This window comes from Streptomyces sp. RFCAC02 (genome assembly GCF_004193175.1).
GTDB lineage: Bacteria > Actinomycetota > Actinomycetes > Streptomycetales > Streptomycetaceae > Streptomyces.
The window spans coordinates 3,934,531-3,961,058 of the sequence record NZ_SAUH01000001.1 but is presented as its reverse complement, the minus strand read 5'-3'; the positions used below and the strand labels follow the sequence as shown (position 1 = coordinate 3,961,058).

Genomic DNA, 26,528 nt, shown 5'->3' with positions numbered 1-26,528 from the left:
CGCACGCCGCTCCCCGCCCGACGCCGTGTCAGACGCGCGTCCCGGTCCGCCCACGGCCGGGCGAAGCCGCGTCCGGCGGAGGGGCGACAGCGCTGCGGAAGCCGGTCCCTGACCACCCGTGATTCTGTCGGCCGAGAGGAAGATATGGATTTGTGGATCGTATGTGCCGTGCTCGGCGTCTGCGTCGTCGCGCTGGCCGCCGCGCTGGTACGGCAGATCCAGGGCCGCCGTGACCTGCGCAGGAAACTGAGCCGCGCGCAGAGCGACGTCGCCTACTCCCAGAGCGAGTCCGCGGGCGCGCGGGCACAGGCCGACGCCCTGCGCGAGGAGCTGGTCCACCTCGCCGAGACCCGGCTGCCCGCCCTGATCGACCGCGACGTACGGCAGTACCGCTCGATCGAGGTCCCCGGCCTCCTCCACGAGGAACTGGCCCCCACCGCCGTCGGCGCCGGCCACGAGACGGTCCTCGGCCTCGTCGGCGAGGCCGCCGCCACCGCCCGGCACAACGTGGCCCGCTCCACCCTCGCCGCCGTGCGGGACATGCTCGACGAGCCGCAGACGATGCTGGCCGCCGCCCAGAAGCGCCTCCTCGACGAGGTCGAGCGGCACCCGGACGCGTCCGCGTACGTCGAGGGCCTGATGAGCCTCGACCACCTGATCACCCGCTGCCTGCACGGCGTGCAGCGCATGCGGATCGTCGCCGGGTCCTGGCCCGGCGTCCAGCGCGCGAACCTGCCGTTCGCCGAACTGATCGAGGGCGCCCGCGGCCGCATCGACGCCTACCGGCGCGTGGCGTACAGCTACGAGCCCGACACCGGCAAGGTGTGGATCGAGGGCCGGGTCGCCGAACCGCTCGCCGTGGCGCTCACCGAGCTGCTGAACAACGCGACCTCCTACTCGCACGGCCAGGTGCAGGTCTTCATCCAGCAGGTCCACGACGGCTACTGCGTCGTCGTGGACGACGCCGGTGTCGGCATGGACGTCTTCCTGCGCGAGCAGGCGGCCACCGCCCTGTCCCGGGGCGGCGTCATCGACGTCACCAGCCTGCCGGACAGCGTGCAGCTCGGCTTCACCGTGATCGGCCGCCTGTGCCACGAGTACGGCTTCGACGTGGACGTGTCGTCCGTCTCCCCCTTCGGCGGCGTACGGGCCGTGCTGCGCGTGCCGCACACGCTGCTCGCCGACGGGCCGAACGACACCCGCGAGACCCGCCCCCGGGCCACCGGGGCGCCGGACGCCGCGCCCGTTCCCGAACCGGCACAGGACCTCGTTCCGGACCCGGCGCCGCAGCCGGAACCCGCGCAGGCCGCCCCCGCCGCGACCGCGGCGCAGGCGCTCCCCGGCGCCCCCGAGGAGGAGGAACCGCTGCCCACCGGCCCCGCCGGAGAGATCAGGACCACCGCGTCCGCCTCCGGTCTCCCGAGGCGCCGCCGGCGCTCCCCCGCCCCGGCCGCCGCTCCCGAACCCGATACCGCGCCGGCCGTCCTCCAGGACCCGGAGGCAGCCGCCGCCGGCCTGGCGAACGTGGCCTCGGCCATCCGTACCGCAGAAGGAGAAGACCAGCACCATGACTGACAGCGAACGGCCCACGGTCGAGAGCACCGACATGACCTGGGTGCTCAACCGCATCACCTCCGAGCACGCCGCCGCCGCCAACGCCCTGCTGCTCACCTCCGACGGCCTGCTGCTGGCCTCGTCCGACAACCTGTCGCGCGACGCGGCCGAACGCACCGCCGCGACCCTCGCCGGGCTGCAGAACCTCAGCCGCTCCCTGAGCGAGTTCTGCGGCGGGCCGCTCGACCAGCAGATGCCGTGGCAGAAGTCGGTGGTCGACCTCGGCGACCACACCGTGCTGATGTTCGCGGCCGGTCCCCGGGTGTACATCGCCGTCTCCGTCAGCGAACCGATGACGAGCCCGGAGGTCGGCCTCGTCACCATGGCGACGACGCGCGCCGTCAACGGGCTCAGAGGAGTCCTGTCCGCCCGTGAGCGCGGCCCCGTGCGCTCATGACCCCGCACGGGCGGCAGCGCCGCGGGATGGTCCGTACCCACACGCCCACCGGCGGCCGGGCACGGCCGTCCCGCCAGACGCTCGACCTCGCCACGCTGCTGATCGTCCAGGCCGACCGCGACCCGCGCGGCCTGGACCCCTACAGCCACCAGGTGATGGAGGTGTGCATGCCGGGCGTGCTGTCGGTCGCCGAGGTCAGCGCGCACCTGCGGCTGCCGGGCGCCGTCACCAAGGTGCTGGTCGCCGCCCTCGTGGACGACGGCTACCTGATCGCCCGCGATCCCGTCCCCGCCGCCGCGGTGCACGACATGTCCCTGCTGGAGAGGATTCTTGATGGCCTCCGTGCTCTCTGAGAGCGCCTACCTGCGCCCGGGGGTCACGACCTCCGTGAAGATCGTCGTCCTCGGCGCGTTCGGCGTGGGCAAGACCACGTACGTCGCCTCCGTCTCCGAGATCGCGCCGCTCGCGACCGAGGAGCGCATGACGCGGGCCGGCGAACTCGTGGACGACCTCGGCGGCATGGAGGGCAAGACGACGACCACCGTCGCCATGGACTTCGGCCGCCTCACGATCGCCTCCGACATCGTGCTCTACCTGTTCGGCGCGCCAGGACAGGCCCGGTTCGCGTGGCAGATGAGCGGACTGCTGGAGGGCGCCCTCGGCGGCCTCGTCCTGGTGGACACGCGGACCCCGCAGCGTCTGGAGGCGAGCTTCGACTCGATCGGCCGCCTGGAGGAGGCCGGCGTGCCGTACGCGGTCGCCGTCAACGTCTTCGACGACGCCCCGCACTACGACGTGGCGGTGCTGCGCGAGGCGCTGGACCTGGAGCCGACCACCCCGCTCGTGCTGTGCGACGCCAGGCAGCGCGCCTCGGCCAAGGACGCGCTCATATCCCTGGTGACGCACCTGCTCTCCCGTTCCCGCATGGAGTCCGTGACCCGATGACCACCGATTTCGTCCCCTGGGCGCTGACCCGGCTGTACGGCGACGACTTCGCCCGCGACCCGCAGACCACCTACCGCAAGCTGCGGTCCATCGGGCCGATCGCCCCGGCCGAGATCGCGCCGGACGTCCCCGCCCTGATCGTGACGAGCCACCGCGCGGCGCTCGCCGTCCTCCACAACACGGCGACGTTCTCGAAGGACTCCCGCCTGTGGGCGGACCTCAACGCGGGCCGCATCCCCCCCGACAGCCCGGTGCTGCCGCTGATGGGCTACCGCGCCAGCGTCCTGTACGCCGACGGCGAGGAGCACGCGCGGCTGCGGCGCGCCCTGGACGACTGCCTCGCCCGCGTCAGCACGCACGACCTGAGCGACATCACGCGCCGCGCCACGCTGCGGCTGATCGCGGACGCCGCGCCCCGCGGCCACGCCGACGTGATGGCCGAGCTGGCCGACGTCGTGCCGCTGTACGTCTTCGCGGAACTGCTCGGCTGCCCCACCGACGTGGCGAGCCGGATGGTCGCCGGCTGCCAGGACATCATCGCGGCGGGGCCGAAGGCGGCGGCGGGCGCGGCCGAGTTCGTCGCGTCCCTGCTGGAGGTCATCCAGCTCAAGCAGCGCGCGCCGGGGCAGGACATCACGTCCTGGATGCTGGCGCACCCGGCGCGGATGACCGGCGAGGAGATCCTGAACCAGCTCTACTGCCTGGTCGGCGCGGGCATGGTCCCGACCGCCGCGTGGATCGCGCACAGCCTGCGCCTGCTGCTGACGGACGACGCGTACGTCGGCGACCTCACCGAGGGCACCGTCACCGTGCGCCGCGCGCTGGAGAAGGCGCTGTGGGAGCGCGCCCCCATGGCGAACTTCTCGGTCCACTACGCCAGGAACCCGGTGGTCGTCGAGGGCGTGTCCGTGCCGGCCGGCGTGCCCGTGCTGATCTCCCACGCCGCGGCGAACACCGACCCGATGCTGCCGCCCGACCTCGGCTTCAACAACCGTTCCCACCTGGCGTGGTCCGCGGGACCGCACCGCTGCCCGGCCGTCACCCAGGCCACCGTCATCGCGCAGGTCGCGATCGAGACGGTGATGGACCGGCTGTGGGACATGCGCCTCGCCGAACCCGGTGAGCCCCCTGTCAACCGGCCTGGTCCGTTCCACCAGTGCCCGGTCGCGATGCACGTGCGTTTCTCACCCAAGGAGGCGCCGGTCACCCCGGCGCCCGCGTCAGGAGGTTCCGCATGACCACTCAACCGCTCGTCGAAATCGACCCCACCGGGAGCGACCTCTACGGCGAGGCGGACCGGCTCCGCGCGGCGGGCAGCGCCGTCAAGGTCGCCCTGCCCGACGGTGTGACCGCCTGGTCGGTGACGCGCGGCGACATCGCCAGACACCTGCTGCTGCACCCGGCCGTCTCCAAGGACGCCCGGAAGAACTGGCCGGGCTACCGGCCCGGCGCCATACCGTGGCTGACGGCGTGGGTGGACGTGAAGTCGATGTTCACCAGCGACGGCGACGAGCACCGGCGGCTGCGGCGGCTCATCGGCGGCGCGTTCACGCCGGCGCGGATCGAGGCGCTGCGGCCCGCGCTGGAGCGGATCGTCGCCGACCTGATCGACGACCTGCGGCAGGTCCCGGCCGGCGGGACGGTGGACCTGCGGCCGGCGTTCTCCTACAAGGTGCCGACGCGGCTGATCACCGACCTGTTCGGCGTGCCGGAGGAGCAGCGCGCCCGCATGCTCGCGGCGATGGACGCGGTGCTGACGACGGCCGTGAGCGTCGAGCAGATGGCGGCCACGCAGCGCGAGATGTACGAGGTGATGGGCCTGCTGCTCGCCACCAAGCGGGAGAACCCGGGCGAGGACCTCACGAGCCACATGCTGACCGTGCGCGAGGCGGACGGCGACCAGCTCTCCGAGGAGGAGCTGGTCTCGACGCTGATCCTGATGATCGGCGCCGGGTCGGAGACCGCCGTCTCCATGATCGACCACGCGGTGCACGCGATGCTGACCCACCCGGAGCAGCGGGCGGCCGTGCTGCGGCAGCCGGAGCGGTGGGCGGACGTGATCGAGGAGACCCTGCGGGTCCACCCGCCGATCATGCACCTGCCCATGCGGTACGCGGCGGACGACATCGCGCTGCCGGACGGCGTGACGATACCCAAGGGCGACCTGATCCTCATAGGATTCGGCGCCCACGGCCGCGACCCGGGGGTCCACGCGGACCCCGACACGTTCGACATCGACCGGGCCGACAAGCAGCACCTGGTGTTCGGCCACGGCATCCACTTCTGCCTCGGCGCACCGTTGGCGCGTCTTGAGGGCATGGTGGCCCTCCCCGCGCTGTTCGCCGCGTTCCCGGAGATCCGCGCCGCGGGCGACGGCCGGCCGGCGATGGCCGAGTCGTTCATCGCCGGCGACCTGCGGTCCCTGCCGGTCGTCCTGACCGACGCGCCGGCCGCCACCGCCTGACGCGTCCCCACCCCCACAGTCTTCCGGCCCCGGGACGGTCCGCCGCCCGGGGCCGGGTCATACCCAGGTGTCGAGCCACATGCGGGCGCGCCAGCCGTCGTGCGGGATGAGCTGCCCGGTGTAGATCGGGTAGAAGTACACGAAGTTCCACACGATCATGAGCACCAGTACGCCGGTCGCCACGATGCCGAGGACGCGGCGGCGTTCCGTCGAGCCGGGCGGGCCGAGGAACGTGCCGACCAGCATCGCGACCGCGAGGCACAGGAACGGCACCAGCACGACGGCGTAGAAGTAGAAGATGGTCCGCTCCTGGTACATGAACCAGGGCAGGTAGCCGGCGGCCACGCCGCACAGCACCGCGCCGGCCCGCCAGTCGCGGCGGCACAGCCAGCGGTAGCAGAGGTAGACGAGGGCGCAGCAGGCCGTCCACCACAGCAGGGGCGTGCCGAGCGCGAGGACCTCGCGGGAGCAGCCGCTGGCGTACGGGCAGCCGTCGGCGCCGGGGTCGGCCGACTCGTAGAAGTAGGTGACGGGGCGGCCGGCGACGAGCCAGCTCCACGGGTTCGACTGGTAGTTGTGCTCGCTGGTGAGGCCGACGTGGAAGCGGTACACCTCGAAGCTGTAGTGCCACAGGCTGCGCAGCGGCCCGGGGATCCAGCTCCACGCGCTGTCGTCGGCGGGGCGGTCGGCCCAGTCGCGGTAGTAGCCGCCGGAGGTGGCGAACCAGCCGGTCCAGGACACGAGGTACACGGCGAGGGCGACGGGCACGAGCGAGACGAACGCGGGCACGGCGTCCCGGCGCAGCATCGTGTGGTACGGCCGGTTGGAGCCGGCGACCCGGCGGGCGCCCGCGTCCCACAGGACCGTCAGGATGCCGAAGGCGGCCAGGACGTACAGCCCGTTCCACTTGGTCGCGCAGGCCAGGCCGAGGAAGACGCCGGCGGCGATGCGCCAGGGGCGCGCGCCGAGGCCGAGCCGTTCCGCGACGCCCGTGTCGGGGCGCAGGAGTCCGTCGGTGCCGGTGGGCAGGGCGGCGGCGAGGCGCGCGCGTGCCCGGTCCCGGTCGACGAGCAGCGCGCCGAAGGCGGCGAGCAGCCAGAACATGACGATCAGGTCGAGCAGCGCGGTGCGGCTCATCACGAAGTGCAGCCCGTCCACGGCCATCAGCACGCCGGCCAGGCAGCCGAGGAACGTGGAGCGGAAGAGACGCCGTCCGATGCGGCACAGCAGCAGCACGGACAGGGTGCCGAGGAGCGCCACCATGAAGCGCCAGCCGAACGGGTGGAGCCCGAACGCCCACTCGCCCAGCGCGATGACCCACTTGCCCGCGGGCGGGTGGACGACGTACGCGGCGGAGTCGCCGAGGGGGATGTGCCCGGCGATGATGCGTTCGTCGGCGTCGTCGGGCCAGTCGGTCTCGTAGCCCTTCTGCAGGAGGGACCAGGAGTCCTTGGCGTAGTACGTCTCGTCGAATATCACGTCGTCCGGCGAGCCGAGGTTCCAGAAGCGGAGGACGCCCGCGAGCAGCGCGACCAGGACCGGGCCGCCCCAGCCGGTCCAGCGCGCGAGCCGGACGGCGGTGGGTCCCGCGATGCCGAAGTAGCTCCACAGGCGGATGCCGGGTTCGGGGAACGGCGGGACGAGCCGCTCGCGCACGCCGCCGCCGTCGCGCGGCGGCACGTGGCCGAAGCGGCGCAACCGCGCCGCCCAGCCGGTGGACGTGGCCCGGTCGTCGTCGCCCGGGGCGGTCTCGGTCGCGGTCTGGCTGCTCATCACGGGCCATCTTGGCATCCGGGCCGGGGGGCGGTGGCGGGCACGGTCGGCCGGGCGTTCCCGGATGGGTGAGGATGGGGGCGTGACAGGCACGACAGGCACCCTCGTACTGGCCGGAACCCCGATCGGCGACCTCGCGGACGCCCCGCCGAGACTGGCGGCGGAACTGGGCTCGGCGGACGTGGTCGCCGCCGAGGACACGCGGCGGCTGCGGCGGCTCGCGCAGGGGCTCGGGGTGCGGGTGGACGGCCGTGTCGTGTCGTACTTCGAGGGCAACGAGGCGGCGCGCACGCCGGAGCTGGCGCGTGAGCTGGAGTCGGGCGCGCGGGTGCTGCTGGTGACGGACGCGGGGATGCCGTCGGTGTCCGACCCGGGGTACCGGCTGGTGGCGGCGGCGGTGGAGCTGGGCGCGCGCGTCACGGCGGTGCCGGGGCCCTCGGCGGTGCTGACGGCGCTGGCGCTGTCGGGGCTGCCGGTGGACCGTTTCTGCTTCGAGGGGTTCCTGCCGCGCAAGCCGGGCGAGCGGGCGGCGCGGCTGCGCGAGGCGGCCGGGGAGCGCCGCACCCTCGTCTACTTCGAGGCGCCGCACCGGCTCGCCGCGACGCTGGCCGCGATGGCGGATGCGTTCGGCGGCGGCCGGCGCGCGGCGGTGTGCCGGGAGCTGACGAAGACGTACGAGGAGGTGCGGCGCGGTCCGCTGGACGAGCTGGCGGAGTGGGCGGAGGCGGGGGTGCGCGGGGAGATCACGGTGGTGGTGGCGGGTGCCGATCCGGCCGCCGGGTCGGGTGACGCCCCGGACGCCGCTGAGCTGGCGCGAAGGGTCGCGGAGCGCGAGGACGCGGGTCAGGCGCGCAAGGAGGCCATCGCCGAGGTCGCGCGGGAGGCGGGCGTACCGAAGCGGCAGGTGTTCGACGCGGTGGTGGCGGCGAAGCGGTCCTGACTCACGCGCGGGCCTCGATCAGGAACCGGTGGGAGTGGGCGACGAACGGCCCGTGCCGTTCCATGAAGCGGTGCAGCCCGGCCAGTTGCTCGCGGTACGCGGCGACCGTGAAGCCGGGGACCGTCCAGACGACCTTGCGCAGGAAGTGCACGACAGCGGCGATGTCGTAGAACTCGATGCGCAGCATCCGCTGCCGCAGATCGACGACCGTGAGACCGGCCGCCTCCGCCTCCGCGACGGCCCGCAGGGGGTTGCGGACAGGGCTGACGGTCTGCGGTCCCATGAGGGCGTCGGTGAGTTCCCGGAGGGTGCCGTCCCCGACCTGCTGCGAGAAATACGTGCCGCCCGGCGCGAGGACGCGGGCGACCTCGTCCCAGCGCGTCACGACGGGGTGCCGGCTGACGACGAGGTCGAACCGCGCCCCGGGGAACGGCAGGCCGGCCGTGTCCGCGACGTGCTCCACCGTGCCGCCGTACGGCGCGAGGGCGCGGCGGGCCAGCGCCAGGTTCGGCGCCCACGGCTCGGTCGCGGCCAGGACCGGCGGCACGGCGGACGCGGCGGCCAGAGCGCCGGCCAGGACCTCGCCGCCGCCGGTCTGGACGTCGAGGGCGGCACGGGCCGCGGCCAGCCGCCCGGCGAGGAGGCGGGCGTACCCCCAGGGCGGGCGTTCCTCGGTCGCGCGCCCCTCGAACCAGGAGAAGTCCCACCCCTCGGTGGGAACGGCCTCGCCCTCGGCCAGCAGGTCGTCGAAAGTGCTCATGGCCGGAGCCTGCCTGCCGTGCCCGGCCGCCGCACCCTCTTTTCCCCTGCTCGGGAGCCCGCCGGGCCACCGTAGGATCGGGGCATGCCCAAGTCAGCCAAGGCCAAGGCCGAGCAGAACGTGCCACCCCCGCTGCCCGAGCCGCTGGCCGTGCCCGTCGCCGACTCGCACACCCACCTCGACATGCAGTCCGGCACGGTCGACGAGGCGCTCGCGAAGGCGGCCGCCGTGGGCGTGACGCGGCTGGTGCAGATCGGCTGCGACGTGGCACGCGCCCGCTGGTCCGTGGCGGCGGCGGCCGAGCACGACGCGATCACCGCCGGGGTCGCCCTGCACCCGAACGAGGCGGCCCGTATCGAGGCCGAGCACGGCCCGGCCGCCCTGGACGCCGCGCTGGACGAGATCGAGGCCATCGCCGGGCACCCCGAGGTCCGCGCGATCGGCGAGACCGGGCTCGACTACTTCCGCACCGGCCCCGAGGGCACGGCGGCGCAGCAGCGGTCGTTCCGCCGCCACATCCGGCTGGCGAAGGAGCGCGACGTCGCGCTCGTCATCCACGACCGGGACGCCCACGCCGACGTGCTGCGCATCCTGAAGGAGGAGGGCGCGCCGCGCCGCACCGTCTTCCACTGCTACTCGGGCGACGCGGAGATGAGCCGGGTCTGCGCGGCCGCCGGGTACTACATGTCGTTCGCGGGCAACGTGACGTTCGCCAGCGCCCAGCCCCTGCGGGACGCGCTCGCGGCCGCGCCGCCGGAGCTGCTGCTCGTGGAGACGGACGCGCCGTTCCTCACGCCCGCGCCGTTCCGGGGCCGCCCGAACGCGCCGTACCTCGTCCCGGTGACCCTGCGGGCCATGGCCGGGGTGCAGGGCCTGTCCGAGGACGAGCTGGCCGGGCACATCGCCGCCAACACCGAGCGGGTCTTCGGATGACGGCCGCCGACGCGCTGCTCGGCCCGGGGGACGTCCGCGAGCTGGCCGCCGCCCTCGGCGTGCGGCCGACGAAGCAGCGCGGCCAGAACTTCGTCATCGACGCCAACACGGTGCGCCGCATCGTGCGCGCGGCCGGGGTGGGTCCCGACGACACGGTGGTCGAGATCGGCCCCGGCCTCGGGTCGCTGACGCTGGCGCTTCTCGCGGAGGCCGGCTCGGTCACGGCGGTCGAGATCGACGACGTGCTGGCCGCCGCGCTGCCGGCCACCGTCGCGGCGCGCCTCCCGGAGCGCGCGGACCGCTTCCGCCTGGTGCACGCGGACGCCCTGCGCGTCACGGAGCTGCCGGGGCCCGCGCCGCAGTCCCTCGTCGCGAACCTGCCGTACAACGTCGCCGTGCCCGTCCTGCTGCACATGCTGGCGTCCTTCCCGAGCCTGGAGCGCGGGCTCGTCATGGTGCAGTCGGAGGTCGCCGACCGGCTGGCGGCGGGTCCCGGGTCGAAGGTGTACGGGGTGCCGTCCGTGAAGACCGCCTGGTACGCGCGGGCGCGGCGGGCCGGGGCGATCGGGCGGTCGGTGTTCTGGCCGGCGCCGAACGTCGACTCGGGCCTGGTCGCGCTGGAGCGGCGCGAGCCGCCGGCGACGTCGGCGAGCCGGGCCGAGGTCTTCGCGGTCGTGGACGCGGCGTTCGCGCAGCGGCGGAAGACCCTGCGCTCGGCGCTGGCCGGCTGGGCCGGGTCGGCGGCGGCGGCCGAGGAGGCGTGCCGCGCGGCCGGCGTACCGGCGACGGCGCGCGGCGAGGCCCTGACCGTCGAGGACTTCGCACGCCTGGCGGAACACCGCCCGCGCTAGGGTCCGTCCGGCGCGGCGGCTGGGAGCGGTCCGCCGGCGTCCTGCCGGAGGACTCGCGCCTCCTCGCCCCGGCGTGAGCTGCGGGCGGGGCGCGGGGCCGGGCGGAACTAGACTGAACGGCCGCCGGGACCGCCGTCCCGCCCCCGCAGGAACCGCCCGGGAGAACCCCCCATGCCGCCCACCCCCGCCGTCACCGTCCGCGTCCCCGCCAAGGTCAACGCGCAGCTCGCCGTGGGCGGCCCCCGGCCGGACGGCTTCCACGACCTGGCCAACGTCTTCCTCGCCGTCGACCTGTACGACCGGGTGACGGCGGCCCCGGCCGACGCCGGTGCCGACCCGGCCGTGCCCCGCGTCACCTGCGCCGGTCCCGGAAGCGACCTGGTGCCCCTGGACGGCGGCAACCTCGCCGTGCGCGCGGCCGTCCTCCTCGCCGGGCACCACGGCCGCCCGCCCGCCGTCCGTCTCCACATCGACAAGGACATCCCGGTCGCCGGCGGCATGGCCGGCGGCAGCGCCGACGCGGCGGGCGCCCTCCTGGCCTGCGACGCCCTGTGGGGCACCCGCACGCCGCGCGAGGTGCTGCTCGACCTGTGCGCGCGGCTCGGGTCCGACGTGCCGTTCAGCCTCGTCGGGGGCGCAGCGCTCGGCCGGGGGCGCGGTGAACGGCTGACCCCGCTGCCGGTCGGCGGCACGTTCCACTGGGTCTTCGCCCTCGCGGACGGCGGCCTGTCCACGCCGGCCGTGTACCGCGAGTGCGACCGGCTGCGCGCCGCCGCCCCCGTGCCGGAGCCCGAGGCCGATCCCGCGCTGCTCGCCGCGCTCGCCGCCGGCGACCCGTACGCCCTGGCGGCGGCCCTGCCCGGCGCGAACGACCTCCAGCCCGCCGCCCTGTCCCTGCGGCCCGCGCTCGACGAGACCCTGCGCGCCGGAACGGGCGCCGGCGCGCTGGCCGGTCTCGTCTCTGGCTCGGGGCCGACCGTGGCGTTCCTGACGGCCGACGCCGGCACGGCCCGCAAGGTCGCCGCCGCCCTCGAGACCTCCGGCACCTGCCGCGCTGCCCGTGCGACGACGGCGCCCGCGCCGGGGGCGACTACCATCGTCTCCCATGCCTGAACAGCGGAACCTGGCCAGCGTCGAGGCCATCCGGAAGGTCTACGGGACCCGCACCCTCCTCGACGGCGTCTCCCTCGGCGTCGGCGAGGGGGACCGGATCGGCGTCGTCGGCCGCAACGGCGACGGCAAGACCACGCTGATCCGTCTCCTCACCCGCCAGGAGGAGGCGGACGACGGCCGGGTGACGCACGCGGGCGGGCTGCGCCTCGGCGTCCTCACGCAGGGCGACTCGCTCGACCCCGCGGCCACCGTCCGCCAGGAGGTCATCGGCGGCCTCGCCGACCACGAGTGGGCGGGCGACGCCAGCGTGCGGGACGTGCTGACCGGCCTGTTCGGCGGCCTGGACATGCCGGGCTTCCCAGCCGGCCCCGACACGGTGATCGGCCCGCTGTCCGGCGGCGAGCGGCGGCGGATCGCGCTGGCGAAGCTGCTGGTCGCCGAGCAGGACCTGATCGTGCTCGACGAGCCGACGAACCACCTGGACGTCGAGGGCATCGCCTGGCTCGCGTCCCACCTGCGGACGCGCCGCGCGGCGCTCGTCGTCGTGACGCACGACCGGTGGTTCCTCGACCAGGTGTGCACCCGCGTGTGGGACGTACAGCGCGGCACCGTCCACCAGTACGACGGCGGCTACAGCGACTACGTCTTCGCGCGCGCCGAGCGGGAGCGCGTCGCCGCCGCCGAGGAGTCGAAGCGGCAGAACCTCGTCCGCAAGGAGCTGGCGTGGCTGCGGCGCGGCGCACCGGCCCGCACGAGCAAGCCGCGGTTCCGCGTCGAGGCGGCGAACGCGCTGATCGAGGACGTGCCCCCGCCGCGCGACACGGCGGAGCTGTCGCGCTTCGCGAGCGCGCGGCTCGGGAAGACGGTGTACGACCTGGAGGACGTGACGGTCCGCGTCGGGGAGGGCGCGTCGGAGCGGACGCTGCTGTCGCACCTGACGTGGCAGCTCGGCCCGGGCGACCGGATCGGCCTGGTCGGGGTGAACGGCGCGGGCAAGACCTCGCTGCTGCGGACGCTGGCGCGCGGCGAGGCGAGCGAGGGCCGCGTCACCGTGGGGAAGACGGTGCGGCTCGCGTACCTGTCGCAGGAGGTCGGTGAACTCGACCCGGAGTGGCGGGTGCTGCAGGCCGTGGAGCGGGTGCGCTCGCGCGTGGACCTGGGCAAGGGCCGGGAGATGTCGGCGTCGCAGCTCTGCGAGCGGTTCGGGTTCGGGCGGGAGCGCCAGTGGACGCCGGTCGGGGACCTGTCGGGCGGTGAGCGGCGGCGGCTGCAGATCCTGCGGCTGCTGATGGACGAGCCGAACGTCCTGTTCCTCGACGAGCCGACCAACGACCTGGACATCGAGACGCTGACGCAGTTGGAGGACCTCCTCGACGGCTGGCCCGGGTCGCTCGTCGTCATCAGCCACGACCGGTACTTCGTGGAGCGCGTCACCGACCGGGTGTTCGCGCTGCTGGGCGACGGCACGCTGCGGATGCTGCCGCGCGGCATCGACGAGTACCTGGAGCGCAGGGCTGCGCAGACGGCGGTGCACGAGGTGGCGGCGGACCGCGCGCCGGCCGCCGCGGAGCGGCCGGCGGCGACGCCCGCGCAGGTGTCCCGCGCCACGCAGAAGGAACTCCAGCGCATCGAGCGCCGGCTGGACCGCATCGGCGCCCGCGAGGCGGAGCTGCACGGTGAGATGGCGGCGCACGCGACCGACTTCCAGCGCGTCGCGGGGCTCGACGCGGAGCTGCGCGAACTCGCGGGCGAGCGTGACGATCTGGAGAACCGCTGGCTCGAACTGTCCGACCAGGGCTGACCGGCACCGACCCGCACCGGCACCGACCTGCACTGACCTGGACGGATGTCCCGTCCGCAGGAACCGGCGCGTGCACTGTCGGTGTCCGATGGTAGACAGGAACACACGGCCGGTCGTGGGGACCGGTCACGGGGACCATCGCACGCGCGCCGGCCGGCGACGGAGGGGGACGACATGCCGCAGCCACCGACACCACCGCCCGAGGAGCCCGGGGGTGTCTTCGGGCCGCCCCCGGAGCTGCCGTCCGGCGGCACGCCGCACGGGGCGTCCGTGCCCCGCCCGCCGACACCGCCGTCGCCCTCGCCGTCGCCGGCGTGGCAGCGTCCGCCGGTCCCCGACCCGGCCGACTCCCTGCCGCGGACGCCGCAGCCGTTCGTGCCGCCGGGGTTCGGCCCGCCGGCGGCGCCCGTGACACCGCCGCCGCCGTCCGTGCCGGTGACCCCGCCGTCGTCCGCCCTGTCGCCCGGGTACGGGTACCCGTCGGCTCCGGCCCCGCCGCCGGGCGGCGCGAGCATCGCGCGCCGCCGCACGCTCGACGGCGCCGCCCCGCCGCCGGCCGGCCCGTACGCGCCCACCGCCGTCCCGAACGCGCCGGGCGCGCCGGGGGGTTCGCAGCCGGCGCCGTCGAAGGGGCCGCGGCGCCGTCCCGACCCGGTGCGGGCGGTGATGATCGTCGTGTCGGTCGTGTCGTTCCTGTTCGCCGGCGGCGGCACGGTGTGGCTCCTCACCCAGGACGGCGGCAGCACGGCGGACGCGTCGGGCGACCCCACCCCGCCCCCCGGGGAGTCCGGCGGCGAGACCCTGCCGGCCGAGCCCATCGACGCCTCCCTCGCCTGGGACCAGCCCGCGCCCGAGGTGTCGGCGGACGATCTCACCCTGGAGGGCCGGGGCGGCTGGCTCACCGACGACGCGTTCGTCCGGGTCATGCCGGACGGCATCGTCTCCTACGACCTGGCCTCCGGCGCCGAGAACTGGTCGCTGCCGTTCGAGACCTCGCGCGGTGAGTGCAAGGCGTCGCTCAACGCCGACGGCGGCCGCATAGCCATCCTCCAGGGCCGCGACTGCGAGGTCCTCACCGTCGTGGACATCGTGGCGGGCCGGGAGGTCACCAGCATCCCGCTCGGCGACGACTACACGCCCGGCCAGTACCACTACCCGGCGATCCTCGGCGACACCGTGGCCGTCGGCTGGGGCGTCGGGGGCGGCGGGTACAGCATCAGCTCCGGCGAGCGCATCTGGCGCTCCACCCTGGGGTCGCAGCGCTGCATCGAGGGCGACTACGCGGTCATGGACGGCTCGTTCGTCTCCCTGCTGTCCTGCGAGACGTCCAACGGCACGCCGGACGGCGGCGCGATCCGTGTCACCGACGAGGGCGGCCGGGAGCAGTGGTCCTGGGAGTACGGCACCGAGTACGAGGGGGAGCCGTTCGAGGTCTCCTCGGTCGTCTCCCTCGATCCGCTGGTCGTCGACGCCGGGATCGGCGAGGGCGACTACGGGATGGGCGACCCGCACCTCCTCGTGGTGAACGAGGAGCACACCGAGGTCGAGCATGTCCTCGACTACGACACCACCCGCTATGTGGCGCCCTGCCGGCTCAACACGTTCGCCGACTGCCGCCTCGGTGTCGTCCTCGACGACCACCTCTTCCTCGCCACCAACGAGCCGAACGGCGACGCCGGCATCGTCGCGTTCGATCTGACGACCGGCCGCGCCGAGTACGAGGTGCCCGCGCTCAACGGCGGTGACATACGGCCGGTCGGCGCCGTGGACGGCAAGGTGCTGGCCTACCAGCCGTCCGACGGGACGGTGGAGGGCCTCGTCGTCGCGATCGACCCGGCGACCGAGGAGGCCACGAGTGTCATGGCGCTCGACCATGAGACGGTCGCGGAGGAGACGGCGCTGATGACGGGGCTCTTCCCGGATGACAGGCTCGTCCTGTGGCAGGACGGCACCCTCGTCCTGACGGCCCAGGTGTTCTACGAGGGCGACAGCGCCTCGGGGCGGCCGGCGGTGCTCGCCTACCGCTGAGCCCGGGCCGGCGGGGCGCCGCGGGAGCGTCCGCGCCGGCCGGCACGGGTATCGGGTACGTGGCGGCCCCGCGTCCCGGCGCGAGCCGGGGCACGGCGGCCGGACGGCGGGCCGGCGCGCGGTCCGCCCGCAGTGCCCGCGCGGCCTCGGGGGAGGGACCGCGCGGCGGAGGCGGGGCGGCGCTGTCCGCCTCCGGCACGACCGGCGCTCCCGCGGGCGCCGGCGCCGTCCCGGCACCGGCCGGGGCGGCCGACGCGACGACCGGGGTGGGGTTACGGGAGATGAGCGTACGGGTGGTGGTCGGGGACGACAGGCGTCTTGTCGCCGAGGCGCTGGCGTCCGCGCTGCGGGTGCGGGGCCACCGGGTGGTGGGGGCGTGCGCGCCGGCGGCCCGGGCCTGCGAGATGGCGGCGAGCAAGCAGCCGGAGGTCGTCCTCATCGGGGCGCCGGAACCGGAGGTCCCCGGTGTGCTGGAGCCGGTGGCGCGGATGCGGCGGGAGAGTCCGCGGGTGGCGGTCGTGGTGCTCGGGCCGGTGCCGAGGCCGCGTGGCGTGGCCGCCGCGTTCGCGGCCGGCGCCCGCGGCTATGTGCGGCACGACGAGCGCATCGAGGGGGTGGAGCGGGCCATGGTGAAGGCCAGGGCCGGTGACGTGGCGGTGGCGCCGCACCTGCTGGCCGAGGCGTTCGCCGAGCTGCTGTACCCCCGCGTCGGCCCGGACGCCGAGGGCGCGCGGCTGGCGGCGCTGCTCACCGACCGGGAGGCGGCCGTCCTGGCGCGGATCGTGGAGGGCGACGACACGCGGCGCATCGCGGCGGGTCTCGGGGTGGCGCCGAGCACGGCCCGCACCCATGTGCAGCGGCTCCTCACGAAGCTGGGCACGGCCTCGCGCCTGGAGGCCGCCGCGCTGGCGACGCGGACGGGCCTCCTCGACCACCTGCCGCCGCCCCTCCCGCGCCGAGCGGTCCCCCCGCGTTCCGGCTCCGACTGACAGCCCGCTGTCAGCAGTCCGACGCGAGGGTACTCAGTGCGAAGAACGCCACGTGCTGCCAGAACATGGCCGGGCTGTCGAAGGAGGGCGGATCGATACCGCGGATCTCCGCGACCAGGCGGCGCAGCTCGTCGGCGATCTCTTCCTCCGATTCGTCCTCGTCCGCGCTGTGGCACAGGTCGATGTCCTTGAACTCCACCCGAAGCCGGTGCGCGATCTTGAGGAATCGTTCCAGGGACGTGTTGATCAGCCCGAGTTTCCGGTCGCTGTTCCCCGGCTCGTACCAGTAGATGCGACGGTCCGCCCGTGACATGCAGGCCCAGCCGCCCATGCCCACGGCGATCACGATGTCGTCCCGGATCTCCGGCGCGAACGTGTCGGGAGTCCCGGTGTCGAGGGCCTGGCCGATGGTCTGGGGTGGATCGACCCGGACGTTGCCGAAGTACACCTGGCCCAACAGGGAGCTGGGCAGGCCGACCTCAGTCAGCAGGCGCCGATCGTCGGGGTCGGTGAAATGCCGCTCGGCGACCTCAGGCGGCATCGTCTCGATCCAGAGGGAGCCGAACGCCGACACCAACTCCCCGTGCGTGACCTTCGCCGACTCGACCCGGTGTGCCACGGGGCGAATCGTAGCAAGCTTGATCTCAGCACCTATCTGCCGGAAGAACGGTGATCGCTGACGCTCGCCCCGGCCGCGTTCGTCTCTTCGCACGGTCTGGGGACGGCTGCTCGGCAGCACGCGGCGACCGCGGTTCCCGCAGGCGGACCCCGGAGTCCCGGCGCACCCGCGGGCGCTCACCCCGTGGTCGAGCGGGGCGCGCCCCGGGCCGGGCGGAGACCACCGTGTGCCCTGTGCACCGGGGGCGGGCGGCGGTCCGCCCGTGAGCCGGGCGGCTCCGCCGAGGGCCGCGCCGCGTGGTCAGGCGGTCCTGAGCAGGTCGCGGAGCCACTGCGTGTCGATGACGTGGGCGCGGCGCGGGAAGACCCGGTTCAGCAGGATGTCGTGCACCTCGGGGTCGGGGTCGGCCACGCCGTCCGCCAGGACGTACAGGCGGTAGTCGCGGTCCGCCGCGTCCGTGAGGGTGGACAGGACGACGCCGCTGGTGGAGACGCCGGCGAGCACCAGGTCGGTGATGCCGCGCTCGCGCAGCCGGTCGGCCAGACCGGTCGTGGAGAAGGCGCCGAACCGCACCTTGCGGACCTCGATGTCGCCCTCGCGCGGCGCGACCCGCGCGTCGATCCGTGTGGCGGGGGCGTCGGCGTCCATGCCGCGTGCGGCGGCGACGGCGGAGAACGCCTTGTTGGTGTCGGGCACGGCGGCGTAGTCGGCGTCGTCGAAGCCGACGCGGACGTGGCCGACGGTGCCGCCGGCCGCCCGTACGCCGGCGATGGCGGCCGCGACGCGGTCCACCAGGGCGTCGGCCCCGGGCAGCCGGCCGATGATGGCCTCCTGGAAATCCATGGCGAGGAGCGCCGTGGTGCGGGGCGTGAGGGCGGGTACGCCGGTGGGGTCGGTCATGCGTGACTCTCCTTGTGTCTCCGGTGGTGCTTGCGGGGCCGGTGCCGCTCGTCCGGCTCGGGGCGCCCGGCCCGCCCGTCCCGCGCGCGTCCGCCGAGCGAGCGGTCGGCGAGGACCATCACCAGTACCGCCGCGCTGACGCCGACGAGCACGATCGCGATGGTGTGCAGCCCGCCGTCCGTCACCCGGTCGTGGAAGACGACGCCGGTGAGGGTGGAGGAGCCGATGGACCCGAGGTAGGCGAACGTCCGGAACAGGCCGGACGCCGTGCCGATCTGCCCGGCGGGCGCCTGGGTGTACAGGGCGGTCTGGTTGCCGGCCGACTGGGTGCCGACCGTCACGCCGAAGAGCAGCGTGACGCAGACGATGGTCCACACCGGCGCCGACGTGCCGAGGAACAGCATCCCGGTGGAGCCCAGCAGGGACGCCGTGGACGCGGCCACCAGGGCGCCGCGGACGAGGTTGCGGCGGGCGACGGGCCGGGTGATGACGACGGCCAGGCCGCTCATCGGCAGCACGAGCAGCCCGGCCTGCTCGGCTGACAGGCCGCGCCCGTCCTCCAGCCACTGCGTGACGCCGTACATGACGCTGTAGACGCCGAGCTGGGTGAGGGCGACCCGGGCGTAGGTGCGGACGAGCGCGAGGTTCCGGGCGAGGAGGCGGACGTCGATGAACGGGTTGCCTGCGCGCAGCTCCCACGCCACGAGCGCGGCGCCGAGGACGAGGGCGGTGGTGAGGGCGGCCGCGTTCACGTCGGGCAGGGCCATGAGGAAGACCAGCAGGGCGGTCATCGCGCCGCCGAAGCCCGCGATGCCCGCGGCGTCGATCCGCGCGGCCGTCCCACGGGCGGAGCCGCGCCGCCCGCCCGCCGGGTCGCGCGGGATCCACGCCCACGTCATGGCGAGCGCGGCCAGCGCGAACGGGATGCTGACGAGGAACGTCCACCGCCAGCCCGCCGCGCCCACCAGGACGCCGCCGACGGGCAGGCCGAGCGCCATGGTGGCCTGTCCCGCGACGGACAGCGCGCCGAGGACACGGCCGGGCGGCTCGCGCAGCCCGGCGTCGGCGGCGCGGCGGCGTATCAGCAGCATGGCGGTCGGGTACGCGGCGGAGGTGCCGATCCCGATGAGGACGCGTGCCGCGACGAGCGCGGCGAGGCTCCCGCCGGTGGCGCCCAGGACGGCCCCGGCGACGACCAGACCGGCGCCCGTCATGAAGACACGGCGCGGCCCGAACTCCTCCGCGACCTTCCCCGCGGTCGGCTGGGCCACGGCGCACGCCAGGTAGAGCGCGGCCACGAGGACGGCGACGCGGCCGGCCGGCACGTCGAGGGAGCGCGCGATGGGGGTGAGGGCGGTGGCGAGCAGGGAGCTGTTGACCGGGTTGAGGGACGCCCCGAGGAGCAGGGGCGCGGTGAACCGCCAGGAGAACGGGCCGGCCGCCCGCGTGCCGGGATCGCGCGGTGTCATCGGCGCCGTCCCCCGCCGCGCCGGTCGGTGTGGACGTCGGAGGCGATCAGGCGTTCCAGCAGGTCGACGGCCGCGTCCAGGGTGGCGCGCTCGCCCGGTTCGGTCAGGGTCTCGATGGCCTGGACGAGCCACGCGGTGCGCGAGGCGCGGATCGACCGCAGCAGGGCGTCGCCGGCGTCGGCCGCGGTGATGAGGGTGCGGCGGCCGTCGTCCGGGTCGCGGCGGGTGTGGACGAGTCCGGCGGCCTTGAGGACGGTGAGGTTCTGTGCGACGGACTGCGGGCTGACGTGTTCGGCGGCGGCGAGGCCGGCGGCCGTGACGGGACCCTCGTCGGTGATCCGGCGCAGGAGGGAGAACTGGGAGATGGACAGGCCCGCCTCGTGGGTGCCGGACTCCTCGCGCAGCCGGGAGCGGAGCCGGGTGATGGCGACGCTGAGGCGGTGCGCGGTGGTGACGGTGTCCGGGACGTCGCCGGTTCCCGTTCCGTCCGGTGCGCCCGTGCCGTCCGTTCCGTCCGTGTCGTTCACATCGGCGAACCCTAACACTTGGACAAGCTGCTTGCGCAATTCGCTTGTCCACTCCCACCCGGGGCACCCTCGAACCCCCGTCGGACCCCTCCCCCGGGACGCCCCGCCGGGGTATGCTGCCTAATGTTTGATTCTGTTGAACTGCGCTCATTCTCGACGCATATCCCGCCACATCCGACCTCGGGGACCTGAGTGATGAAGAGGACCGCGACCCGGCTGGCCGACGGCCGCGAGCTGATCTACTACGACGCGCACGACGACGCGGTCCGCGACGCCTTCGACCGCCGCCCGCTCCCGCCCGCCACGTCCGTCTCGGAGGTCCGCCACAACCCCCTCCTCGACGAGCACGTCGGCTACGCCGCCCACCGCCAGGCCCGCACCTACCACCCCCCGGCCGACCAGTGCCCCCTGTGCCCGAGCCGCGAGGGCCGGCCCAGCGAGATCCCCGCCCCCTCCTACGAGGTCGCCGTCTTCGAGAACCGCTTCCCCTCCTTCGGCGGCGGCACCGGGCGCTGCGAGGTCGTCTGCTTCACCTCCGACCACGACGCGTCGTTCGCCGACCTCACCGAGGAGCGGGCCGCCCTCGTCCTGCACGCCTGGACCGACCGCACCGCCGACCTCGCCGACCACCCGGGCGTCCGCCAGGTCTACTGCTTCGAGAACCGCGGCGCGGAGATCGGCGTCACCCTCGGCCACCCGCACGGCCAGATCTACGGCTACCCGTACATCACCCCGTTCACCGAACGCGCCCTGCGCGCCGTCGCCGCCCACAAGGCGCGCACCGGCGCCAACCTCTACGACGAACTCCTCGCCGCCGAGCGCGCCGACGGCCGCCGCGTCGTCCTCGCGACCGACCACTGGACCGCGTTCGTCCCCCACGCCGCCCGCTGGCCGTACGAGGTGCACCTGTACCCCAACCGCCGCGTCCCGGACCTCCGCGCGCTCGACGACGCCGAACGCGCCGGCTTCCCCGCCGTCTACCTGGAGCTGCTGCGCCGCTTCGACCGGATCTTCGGCGAGGACGCCCCGCCCACGCCGTATATTTCCGGCTGGCATCAGGCGCCGTTCGGCATCGATGACCGCGCGGACTTCGCCCTGCACCTGGAGCTGTTCACGATCCGCCGCAGCCCCGGCAAACTGAAGTTCCTCGCCGGCTCGGAGTCGGGCATGGGCGCCTTCGTGAGCGACGTACTGCCGGAGGCGGCTGCCGACCGGCTGCGAGAGGTGGCGACGGACAAGTGAGCGGCAAGTACCTGGTGACGGGCGGCGCCGGCTATGTGGGCGGCGTCGTCGCCGCCCACCTGCTGGACGCCGGGCACCGCGTGACCGTCCTGGACGACCTGTCCACCGGCTTCAAGGAGGGCGTGCCGCCGGGCGCCGAGTTCGTCGAGGGCCGGGTGCAGGACGGCGCCGCACGCGTCCTGGACGACTCCTACGACGGCGTCCTGCACTTCGCCGCCTCGTCGCAGGTCGGCGAGTCCGTGACCGACCCCGAGAAGTACTGGCGCAACAACGTCGCCGGCACCCTGGAACTCCTGCGCGCCATGCGCGACGCGGGCGTGCGCCGCCTCGTCTTCTCCTCCACCGCCGCCGTCTACGGCGAGCCGGACGTCACCCCCATCCGGGAGGACGCCCCGACCGCGCCGACCAACCCGTACGGCGCGAGCAAGCTGGCCGTCGACCACATGATCACGGGCGAGGCGCACGCGCACGGCCTGGCCGCCGTCTCCCTGCGCTACTTCAACGTCGCCGGCGCCCACACCACCGCCGCCGGCACGCCGCTGGGCGAGCGCCACGATCCCGAGAGCCACCTCATCCCCATCGTCCTGCAGGTCGCCCAGGGCCGCCGGGACGCCATCTCCGTCTACGGCACCGACTACCCGACGCCCGACGGCACCTGCGTCCGCGACTACATCCACGTCGCCGACCTGGCCGAGGCCCACCTCCTCGCCCTCACCGCCGCCACCCCCGGCGAGCACCTGATCTGCAACCTCGGCAACGGCAACGGCTTCTCCGTCCGCGAGGTCGTCGAGACCGCGCGCCGCGTCACCGGCCACCCGATCCCCGAGGCCGAGGCGCCCCGCCGCGCCGGCGACCCGGCCGTCCTCGTCGCCTCCGCCGAGCGCGCCCGCGACCGCCTCGGCTGGCGCCCGAGCCGCACCGACCTGGCCGGCATCATCGCGGACGCGTGGGCGTTCGCCCAGCGAGAGGAGAACGGCCGATGACCGCCGGGCGCACACCCACGCACCAGGACGTGTACGGGGTGGCCGCCGACGGCCGCTTCGCCGCCCCGGGCCGGGTCAACCTGATCGGGGAGCACACGGACTACAACGAGGGCTTCGTCATGCCGTTCGCCCTCCCCCACACGACGGTCGCCACCGTCTCGCGCCGCGCCGACCGCCGGCTGCGGCTGCACTCGGGCGACATGACGGGCGGCGTCGTCGAGACCGACCTCGGCACCCTCGCCCCCGGCTCCGTCACCGGCTGGGCCGCCTACCCGGCCGCCGTCGCCTGGGCGCTCCAGTCCGAGGGCCACGAACTGGGCGGCGCCGACATCCACTTCACCTCGGACGTCCCGGTGGGCGCCGGACTGTCGTCGTCGGCGGCCCTCGAAGTCGTCACCGCCCTGGCCTTCAGCGACCTGAACGGCCTCGGTCTCGACGCGGACGCCCTGGCCCGCCTGTCGCAGCGCGCCGAGAACGACTTCGTCGGCATGCCGTGCGGCATCCTCGACCAGATGGCGTCGGCGGCCTGCGCGTCGGGCCACGTCCTCTTCCTCGACACCCGCGACCTGTCGCGCCGCCAGGTGCCGTTCGACATGGCCGCCGCCGGGCTGCGGCTGCTCGTCGTGGACACGCGCGTGAAGCACGCGCACGCCGACGGGGCGTACGCCAGGCGGCGCGCGGAGTGCGAGGCCGGCGCGGCGGCGCTCGGGGTGCCGTTCCTGCGGGACGTGCCGTTCGACGGCCTCGACGCGGCCCTCGCGCGGATCACCGACGACGCGGTACGGCGGCGCGTCCGCCACATCGTGACCGAGGACCGCCGCGTCGAGCGCGTCATCGAGCACCTCGACGCCGGCCGGCACCGCGCCATCGGCCCCCTCCTCACCGAGGGGCACGCCTCGCTGCGCGACGACTTCGAGGTGTCCTGCCCCGAACTCGACCTCGTCGTCGCCGCGGCGAACGCCGCCGGCGCCCTCGGCGCCCGCATGACCGGCGGCGGCTTCGGCGGCTCGGCGATCGTGCTGGTCGAGGCGGACGCGGCACAGGCCGTCGAGACCGCCGTGCGCGAGGCGTTCGCGGCCGCCGGGCACACCGCGCCGCGCGTGTTCGGGGCGATACCGTCGGCCGGGGCGCGCCGCCTGCCGCTGTGACGGGACGGGTTCCGTGGATCTTCCGCGAAACCCCTCCCCGGGCGGGCCGCCGCACGTAGGCTGAGGAGCAGCACCGGTGGGGGCCGGTGCCGATCAGGGGGCGAGAGCGGCGGGTGCGGCACCCGCGACCCGGCAGCGTGCGGTACGGCGGCGGCCGTACCTCCGCGACAGCGCCGGACCGCGTCGTGCCGCGCCCGCCGAGCCGCCACCACCGGCCGGTACCCGCCGTCCGGGGGCCTTCGCGAAGGGCAGCGCGCTGTGGACCGTATGCGGGTGCTCGTGGTGGACGGGCACCGGATCTTCGCCGAGTCGCTGGCCACCGCGCTCACCGCCGAGGCGGACGTCGAGGCGGCCGCCGTCGGCACCGCGCCGGCGGCCCTCCAGGCGCTGGAGCGCTCGGCGTTCGACGTCCTGCTCCTCGACACCGGGCTCGACTCCGACGGCACCCTGCTCGTGTCCGTGCGGGAGCGCTTCCCCGACCTGCGCGCCGTGATGCTGGCCTCGGCGGACGACGCGGTGCTCGCCGCGCAGTGCCTCGCGGCGGGGGCGCGGGGCTGGGTCGCGAAGGACAGTTCCCTGGCCCGCCTGCTGCTCGTCGTCCGGGGCGCGCTCCGCGACGAGACGCACGTCCCGCCCGCGCTGCTGACCGGCGTCCTCCGCGAACTCGACCAGGCCCGCCGCCACCGCTCGGAGCACCAGCGGCTCGTGGAAACCCTCACGCCCCGCGAACTGGAGGTGCTGCGCTGCATGCTGGCGGGCCTCGGCCGCAAGGCGGTCGCCGAGCGCCTCTACCTCTCCCCGCACACGGTGCGCACCCACATGCAGAACGTCCTCAGCAAGCTCGGCGTCCACTCGACCCTGGCCGCCGTGGCCCTGGCCCGCCGCGCGGGCATCCCCCCGGCCGACTGAACGGCGGGACGGCCGACGGGTCAGCGGCACATGGACCTCGCGCGCACGCCAGCGGTTCGACGGCGCGATCCGGCCCGACACGCGCCGTCGGGCGACGAGGTGCGGGCCGCCCGGACGTCCCGCGCTATCCGGTGATCATGTCCCGTGCCCGGACGGCGATCGACTGGACGGAGGGCGCGTCCCCGTAGTTGCTGAGGACGGACACGGTCCAGTCGGCGTCCGGGTAGAGCTGGACCATGGTCGACATGCCGAGGGTGTTGCCGCCGCCGTGCTCGAACTTCCACCGGCCGCCGATGAGCATTCCCACCGGGCCGTAGCACTGGAAGCTTTCCTGCGGCGCGCTGCCGTCGCCGTTGCCCGCCCCGGCACCGAGCGGGGCCTTGCCGCTCAGCAGCAGAGCCGTCGTGCCCGCGTCGAGGAGCCGTCCCTCCCACAGCGCACGCGCGAAGCGGGCCATGTCGGCGCAGGTGGAGAACGCGTCACCGGCCGGCGTGCCGACGGCGTTCGCGAAGAGTTCCAGGCTGTCGGCCCATTCCCCCTGCTCGTCCCGGTGGTAGGGGTGCGCGAAGGCGCGGCTGGCCCGCCATTCCGGTTTGGTGAGGAACCGCGACGAGGTCATCCCCGCCGCGCCGAACACCTTCTCCTGCACGTAGTCGTAGTAGGAGACGCCCGACACCTTCTCCACGATCGCGCCCAGCAGGTGGTAGCCGGCGTTGCTGTACAGCCCGCCCGCGCCCGGCGCGAAGGCCGGCTCGGACCGCCGGATGAACTCCGTGATGCCCTCCATGGTCTCTTCCCGGGTGGTCCAGCTCTTCTCCGCCTCCGGGAACCCCGGCTCGGCGCGGTAGTCGCCGTACCCGGACGTGTGCGTCAGCAGGTGGTGCACCGACACCTTGTCGGCGACCGCGGAGGGAAAGCCGTCCAGGAAGGTCCCGAGCCGCGCGCTGTAGGTCAGCAGCCCCTGCTGCGCGAGCTGGGCGACGGCGACGGCGGTGAACAGCTTCGTCACCGAGGCGAGCGGGAACGCCGTGCCCGGCCCATTGGGGACGCCGCGCTGCCGGTCGGCCATACCGTGCGAGCGCTCAAGCACGGTCCGGGAACGGTGGGTCACCAGCAGCGAACCGGCGAACTCCTCCCGTTCCGCCATGCCCGCGACGAGCTGGTCGAGCTCGCCGCCCGGCCGGAGCCCCGCGGGCACCGTGCCGGCGCTCTCCTGGGCGACGGCCGGTGCGAACGCGCCCGCCACGAACGCGGCGGCGGGGGCGGCACCGAGCGCGCCGAGCACCGAACGCCGGGAGGTCCGAGTCCTCATGGGAAGTCCTCTCTCACTGCCGTGAAGTGATCAGCGGCAGGTCTACCTGACCCCGGATATCGGCGGCGGTCCGCGCGGCCATAGGTGATCCATAGGTCCGGGGCGCCCGGTCCTTACAGCGTCCATAGGGCCGAGGCAGCACACTGCCGGTCATGCGAGTTCTGCTGGCGGAGGACGAGGTTCCCCTGGCCAAGTACGTGGCTGCCGGGCTGCGCAGGCACGGTTTCGCCGTCGACCTGGCCGGTGACGGCGCGTCGGCGCTGGAGAAGTGCTCCCACACGCCGTACGACGTGGTGGTGCTGGACCGGGACCTGCCGGTGGTGCACGGCGACACGGTGTGCCGGCGCCTCGCCGGGGACGGCGCGCACCGGGTGCTCATGCTCACGGCGGCCGACTCGGTGGAGGACCGCGTCGCCGGCCTGTCCCTGGGCGCCGACGACTACCTGGGCAAACCGTTCGCTTTCTCCGAACTCGTGGCGCGCGTCTGGGCGTTGTCGCGCCGCAGCACGCCGGCCCGGCCACCGGTGCTGCGTGCCGGGGACGTGGTGCTCGACCCGGCCCGGCGGCTGGCCGAACGCGCGGGCCGCGAACTGCTGCTCACACCGAAGGAGTTCGGCGTGCTCCACGAGCTGCTGGCCGCGCGGGGCGACGTGGTCCGCGCCGGGACGCTGCTGGAGAAGGTGTGGGACGAGCACGCCGACCCGTTCACCAACGCCGTGCGCATCACGGTCGGGACGCTGCGCCGCAAGCTCGGCGACCCGCCCGTGGTCGAGACGGTCACCGGCGCCGGCTACCGCGTCCGGCCGTGAAG

General features: G+C 74.6%; 25 protein-coding genes. 18 read left to right on the top strand and 7 right to left on the bottom strand.

Going from position 1 to position 26,528, the window contains the following annotated elements; translation table 11 throughout:
- Nucleotides 1–144 precede the first annotated feature (144 nt).
- Genes EMA09_RS18420 through EMA09_RS18395 form a run of 6 tightly spaced genes read left to right on the top strand, consistent with a single transcriptional unit; the run spans nucleotide 145 to nucleotide 5,420 of the window.
- Nucleotides 145–1,575 carry a histidine kinase gene (locus EMA09_RS18420; protein ID WP_240796463.1) on the top strand — a complete coding sequence of 477 codons (1,431 nt, stop codon included), beginning with the start codon at nucleotides 145–147 and terminating at the stop codon, nucleotides 1,573–1,575.
- The gene (locus tag EMA09_RS18415) at nucleotides 1,568–2,011 is read left to right on the top strand and encodes a roadblock/LC7 domain-containing protein (RefSeq protein WP_129842111.1); all 444 of its coding nucleotides are present in this window, start codon (nucleotides 1,568–1,570) and stop codon (nucleotides 2,009–2,011) included. The genes EMA09_RS18420 and EMA09_RS18415 overlap by 8 nt, the downstream gene beginning before the upstream one ends.
- On the top strand, nucleotides 2,008–2,364 hold the full coding sequence (locus EMA09_RS18410; RefSeq protein WP_129842110.1) for a DUF742 domain-containing protein: 357 nt from the start codon (nucleotides 2,008–2,010) through the stop codon (nucleotides 2,362–2,364). Before EMA09_RS18415 ends, EMA09_RS18410 begins: the two co-directional genes overlap by 4 nt.
- A complete protein-coding gene (locus EMA09_RS18405) occupies nucleotides 2,345–2,956 on the top strand; it encodes an ATP/GTP-binding protein (RefSeq protein ID WP_129842109.1) in 612 nt (203 codons plus the stop codon). Before EMA09_RS18410 ends, EMA09_RS18405 begins: the two co-directional genes overlap by 20 nt.
- Nucleotides 2,953–4,194 carry a cytochrome P450 gene (locus EMA09_RS18400; RefSeq protein ID WP_129842108.1) on the top strand — a complete coding sequence of 414 codons (1,242 nt, stop codon included), beginning with the start codon at nucleotides 2,953–2,955 and terminating at the stop codon, nucleotides 4,192–4,194. The genes EMA09_RS18405 and EMA09_RS18400 overlap by 4 nt, the downstream gene beginning before the upstream one ends.
- Entirely contained in the window at nucleotides 4,191–5,420 is a 1,230-nt protein-coding gene (locus EMA09_RS18395) for a cytochrome P450 (RefSeq protein WP_129842107.1), read from the top strand. Before EMA09_RS18400 ends, EMA09_RS18395 begins: the two co-directional genes overlap by 4 nt.
- A 57-nt stretch (nucleotides 5,421–5,477) precedes the next feature.
- Here the strand turns inward: EMA09_RS18395 and EMA09_RS18390 are convergent, their stop codons facing one another.
- Nucleotides 5,478–7,193 carry a phospholipid carrier-dependent glycosyltransferase gene (locus EMA09_RS18390; protein ID WP_129842106.1) on the bottom strand — a complete coding sequence of 572 codons (1,716 nt, stop codon included), beginning with the start codon at nucleotides 7,191–7,193 and terminating at the stop codon, nucleotides 5,478–5,480.
- Nucleotides 7,194–7,275: 82 nt separating this feature from the next.
- Between EMA09_RS18390 and rsmI the strand changes: the two genes are divergently transcribed.
- Nucleotides 7,276–8,133, top strand: a complete 858-nt coding sequence (rsmI, locus tag EMA09_RS18385) for a 16S rRNA (cytidine(1402)-2'-O)-methyltransferase (protein WP_240796462.1) — start codon at nucleotides 7,276–7,278, stop codon at nucleotides 8,131–8,133.
- Nucleotide 8,134: 1 nt separating this feature from the next.
- On the opposite strand, the gene EMA09_RS18380 is transcribed toward rsmI, so the two are convergent.
- Entirely contained in the window at nucleotides 8,135–8,893 is a 759-nt protein-coding gene (locus EMA09_RS18380) for a class I SAM-dependent methyltransferase (protein ID WP_129842104.1), read from the bottom strand.
- 84 nt (nucleotides 8,894–8,977) lie between these two features.
- On the opposite strand from EMA09_RS18380, the gene EMA09_RS18375 reads away from it, so the two are divergent.
- The 6 genes from EMA09_RS18375 to EMA09_RS18350 all read left to right on the top strand — a co-directional run bounded on the left by EMA09_RS18375 (nucleotide 8,978) and on the right by EMA09_RS18350 (nucleotide 16,608).
- The gene (locus EMA09_RS18375) at nucleotides 8,978–9,826 is read left to right on the top strand and encodes a TatD family hydrolase (protein WP_129842103.1); all 849 of its coding nucleotides are present in this window, start codon (nucleotides 8,978–8,980) and stop codon (nucleotides 9,824–9,826) included.
- Nucleotides 9,823–10,677, top strand: a complete 855-nt coding sequence (rsmA, locus tag EMA09_RS18370) for a 16S rRNA (adenine(1518)-N(6)/adenine(1519)-N(6))-dimethyltransferase RsmA (protein WP_129842102.1) — start codon at nucleotides 9,823–9,825, stop codon at nucleotides 10,675–10,677. The genes EMA09_RS18375 and rsmA overlap by 4 nt, the downstream gene beginning before the upstream one ends.
- A gap of 171 nt (nucleotides 10,678–10,848) precedes the next feature.
- Nucleotides 10,849–11,790: a 4-(cytidine 5'-diphospho)-2-C-methyl-D-erythritol kinase gene (locus EMA09_RS18365; RefSeq protein WP_129842101.1), complete on the top strand. Its 942-nt coding sequence runs from the start codon at nucleotides 10,849–10,851 to the stop codon at nucleotides 11,788–11,790.
- Nucleotides 11,783–13,591 (top strand): ABC-F family ATP-binding cassette domain-containing protein, encoded by a 1,809-nt coding sequence (locus tag EMA09_RS18360; RefSeq protein ID WP_129842100.1) that lies wholly within the window; start codon nucleotides 11,783–11,785, stop codon nucleotides 13,589–13,591. The genes EMA09_RS18365 and EMA09_RS18360 overlap by 8 nt, the downstream gene beginning before the upstream one ends.
- A gap of 174 nt (nucleotides 13,592–13,765) precedes the next feature.
- Entirely contained in the window at nucleotides 13,766–15,619 is a 1,854-nt protein-coding gene (locus EMA09_RS18355) for a PQQ-binding-like beta-propeller repeat protein (protein ID WP_168220759.1), read from the top strand.
- A 281-nt stretch (nucleotides 15,620–15,900) separates the two neighbouring features.
- Nucleotides 15,901–16,608, top strand: coding sequence for a response regulator transcription factor (locus EMA09_RS18350; protein ID WP_129842098.1), 708 nt, complete (start codon nucleotides 15,901–15,903; stop codon nucleotides 16,606–16,608).
- A 10-nt stretch (nucleotides 16,609–16,618) separates the two neighbouring features.
- Here EMA09_RS18350 and EMA09_RS18345 read toward each other — a convergent pair whose 3' ends face one another.
- The 4 genes from EMA09_RS18345 to EMA09_RS18330 form a co-directional block, all read right to left on the bottom strand.
- The gene (locus EMA09_RS18345) at nucleotides 16,619–17,227 is read right to left on the bottom strand and encodes an SUKH-4 family immunity protein (protein ID WP_129842097.1); all 609 of its coding nucleotides are present in this window, start codon (nucleotides 17,225–17,227) and stop codon (nucleotides 16,619–16,621) included.
- A gap of 300 nt (nucleotides 17,228–17,527) precedes the next feature.
- Nucleotides 17,528–18,127, bottom strand: a complete 600-nt coding sequence (locus EMA09_RS18340; protein ID WP_129842096.1) for a cysteine hydrolase — start codon at nucleotides 18,125–18,127, stop codon at nucleotides 17,528–17,530.
- The gene (locus EMA09_RS18335; protein ID WP_129842095.1) at nucleotides 18,124–19,596 is read right to left on the bottom strand and encodes an MFS transporter; all 1,473 of its coding nucleotides are present in this window, start codon (nucleotides 19,594–19,596) and stop codon (nucleotides 18,124–18,126) included. Before EMA09_RS18335 ends, EMA09_RS18340 begins: the two co-directional genes overlap by 4 nt.
- Nucleotides 19,593–20,123: a MarR family winged helix-turn-helix transcriptional regulator gene (locus tag EMA09_RS18330; protein ID WP_129842094.1), complete on the bottom strand. Its 531-nt coding sequence runs from the start codon at nucleotides 20,121–20,123 to the stop codon at nucleotides 19,593–19,595. Before EMA09_RS18330 ends, EMA09_RS18335 begins: the two co-directional genes overlap by 4 nt.
- Before the next feature lie 195 nt (nucleotides 20,124–20,318).
- On the opposite strand from EMA09_RS18330, the gene galT reads away from it, so the two are divergent.
- From galT to EMA09_RS18310, 4 genes are all read left to right on the top strand, one after another.
- On the top strand, nucleotides 20,319–21,365 hold the full coding sequence (gene galT, locus EMA09_RS18325; protein ID WP_129842093.1) for a galactose-1-phosphate uridylyltransferase: 1,047 nt from the start codon (nucleotides 20,319–20,321) through the stop codon (nucleotides 21,363–21,365).
- Nucleotides 21,362–22,348 (top strand): UDP-glucose 4-epimerase GalE, encoded by a 987-nt coding sequence (galE, locus tag EMA09_RS18320; RefSeq protein WP_129842092.1) that lies wholly within the window; start codon nucleotides 21,362–21,364, stop codon nucleotides 22,346–22,348. Before galT ends, galE begins: the two co-directional genes overlap by 4 nt.
- On the top strand, nucleotides 22,345–23,496 hold the full coding sequence (gene galK, locus EMA09_RS18315; RefSeq protein WP_129842091.1) for a galactokinase: 1,152 nt from the start codon (nucleotides 22,345–22,347) through the stop codon (nucleotides 23,494–23,496). The genes galE and galK overlap by 4 nt, the downstream gene beginning before the upstream one ends.
- A gap of 258 nt (nucleotides 23,497–23,754) precedes the next feature.
- Nucleotides 23,755–24,405 (top strand): response regulator transcription factor, encoded by a 651-nt coding sequence (locus tag EMA09_RS18310; protein ID WP_240796461.1) that lies wholly within the window; start codon nucleotides 23,755–23,757, stop codon nucleotides 24,403–24,405.
- 124 nt (nucleotides 24,406–24,529) lie between these two features.
- Here EMA09_RS18310 and EMA09_RS18305 read toward each other — a convergent pair whose 3' ends face one another.
- Nucleotides 24,530–25,717, bottom strand: a complete 1,188-nt coding sequence (locus EMA09_RS18305; protein ID WP_206305965.1) for a serine hydrolase domain-containing protein — start codon at nucleotides 25,715–25,717, stop codon at nucleotides 24,530–24,532.
- Between the two features lie 152 nt (nucleotides 25,718–25,869).
- Here EMA09_RS18305 and EMA09_RS18300 point away from each other — a divergent pair, with 152 nt between their 5' ends.
- Entirely contained in the window at nucleotides 25,870–26,526 is a 657-nt protein-coding gene (locus EMA09_RS18300; protein WP_129842090.1) for a response regulator transcription factor, read from the top strand.
- Nucleotides 26,527–26,528: the final 2 nt, after the last annotated feature.

Excerpts from the sequence above, each read along its gene's own strand:
- EMA09_RS18420 (WP_240796463.1), top strand. The coding sequence starts at position 145 with ATGGATTTGTGGATCGTATGTGCCGTGCTCGGCGTCTGCGTCGTCGCG.
- EMA09_RS18415 (WP_129842111.1), top strand. The coding sequence starts at position 1,568 with ATGACTGACAGCGAACGGCCCACGGTCGAGAGCACCGACATGACCTGG.
- EMA09_RS18410 (WP_129842110.1), top strand. The coding sequence starts at position 2,008 with ATGACCCCGCACGGGCGGCAGCGCCGCGGGATGGTCCGTACCCACACG.
- EMA09_RS18405 (WP_129842109.1), top strand. The coding sequence starts at position 2,345 with ATGGCCTCCGTGCTCTCTGAGAGCGCCTACCTGCGCCCGGGGGTCACG.
- EMA09_RS18400 (WP_129842108.1), top strand. The coding sequence starts at position 2,953 with ATGACCACCGATTTCGTCCCCTGGGCGCTGACCCGGCTGTACGGCGAC.
- EMA09_RS18395 (WP_129842107.1), top strand. The coding sequence starts at position 4,191 with ATGACCACTCAACCGCTCGTCGAAATCGACCCCACCGGGAGCGACCTC.
- EMA09_RS18390 (WP_129842106.1), bottom strand. The coding sequence starts at position 7,193 with ATGAGCAGCCAGACCGCGACCGAGACCGCCCCGGGCGACGACGACCGG.
- EMA09_RS18380 (WP_129842104.1), bottom strand. The coding sequence starts at position 8,893 with ATGAGCACTTTCGACGACCTGCTGGCCGAGGGCGAGGCCGTTCCCACC.
- EMA09_RS18375 (WP_129842103.1), top strand. The coding sequence starts at position 8,978 with ATGCCCAAGTCAGCCAAGGCCAAGGCCGAGCAGAACGTGCCACCCCCG.
- rsmA (WP_129842102.1), top strand. The coding sequence starts at position 9,823 with ATGACGGCCGCCGACGCGCTGCTCGGCCCGGGGGACGTCCGCGAGCTG.
- EMA09_RS18365 (WP_129842101.1), top strand. The coding sequence starts at position 10,849 with ATGCCGCCCACCCCCGCCGTCACCGTCCGCGTCCCCGCCAAGGTCAAC.
- EMA09_RS18360 (WP_129842100.1), top strand. The coding sequence starts at position 11,783 with ATGCCTGAACAGCGGAACCTGGCCAGCGTCGAGGCCATCCGGAAGGTC.
- EMA09_RS18355 (WP_168220759.1), top strand. The coding sequence starts at position 13,766 with ATGCCGCAGCCACCGACACCACCGCCCGAGGAGCCCGGGGGTGTCTTC.
- EMA09_RS18350 (WP_129842098.1), top strand. The coding sequence starts at position 15,901 with ATGAGCGTACGGGTGGTGGTCGGGGACGACAGGCGTCTTGTCGCCGAG.
- EMA09_RS18340 (WP_129842096.1), bottom strand. The coding sequence starts at position 18,127 with ATGACCGACCCCACCGGCGTACCCGCCCTCACGCCCCGCACCACGGCG.
- EMA09_RS18335 (WP_129842095.1), bottom strand. The coding sequence starts at position 19,596 with ATGACACCGCGCGATCCCGGCACGCGGGCGGCCGGCCCGTTCTCCTGG.
- galT (WP_129842093.1), top strand. The coding sequence starts at position 20,319 with ATGAAGAGGACCGCGACCCGGCTGGCCGACGGCCGCGAGCTGATCTAC.
- galK (WP_129842091.1), top strand. The coding sequence starts at position 22,345 with ATGACCGCCGGGCGCACACCCACGCACCAGGACGTGTACGGGGTGGCC.
- EMA09_RS18305 (WP_206305965.1), bottom strand. The coding sequence starts at position 25,717 with ATGAGGACTCGGACCTCCCGGCGTTCGGTGCTCGGCGCGCTCGGTGCC.
- EMA09_RS18300 (WP_129842090.1), top strand. The coding sequence starts at position 25,870 with ATGCGAGTTCTGCTGGCGGAGGACGAGGTTCCCCTGGCCAAGTACGTG.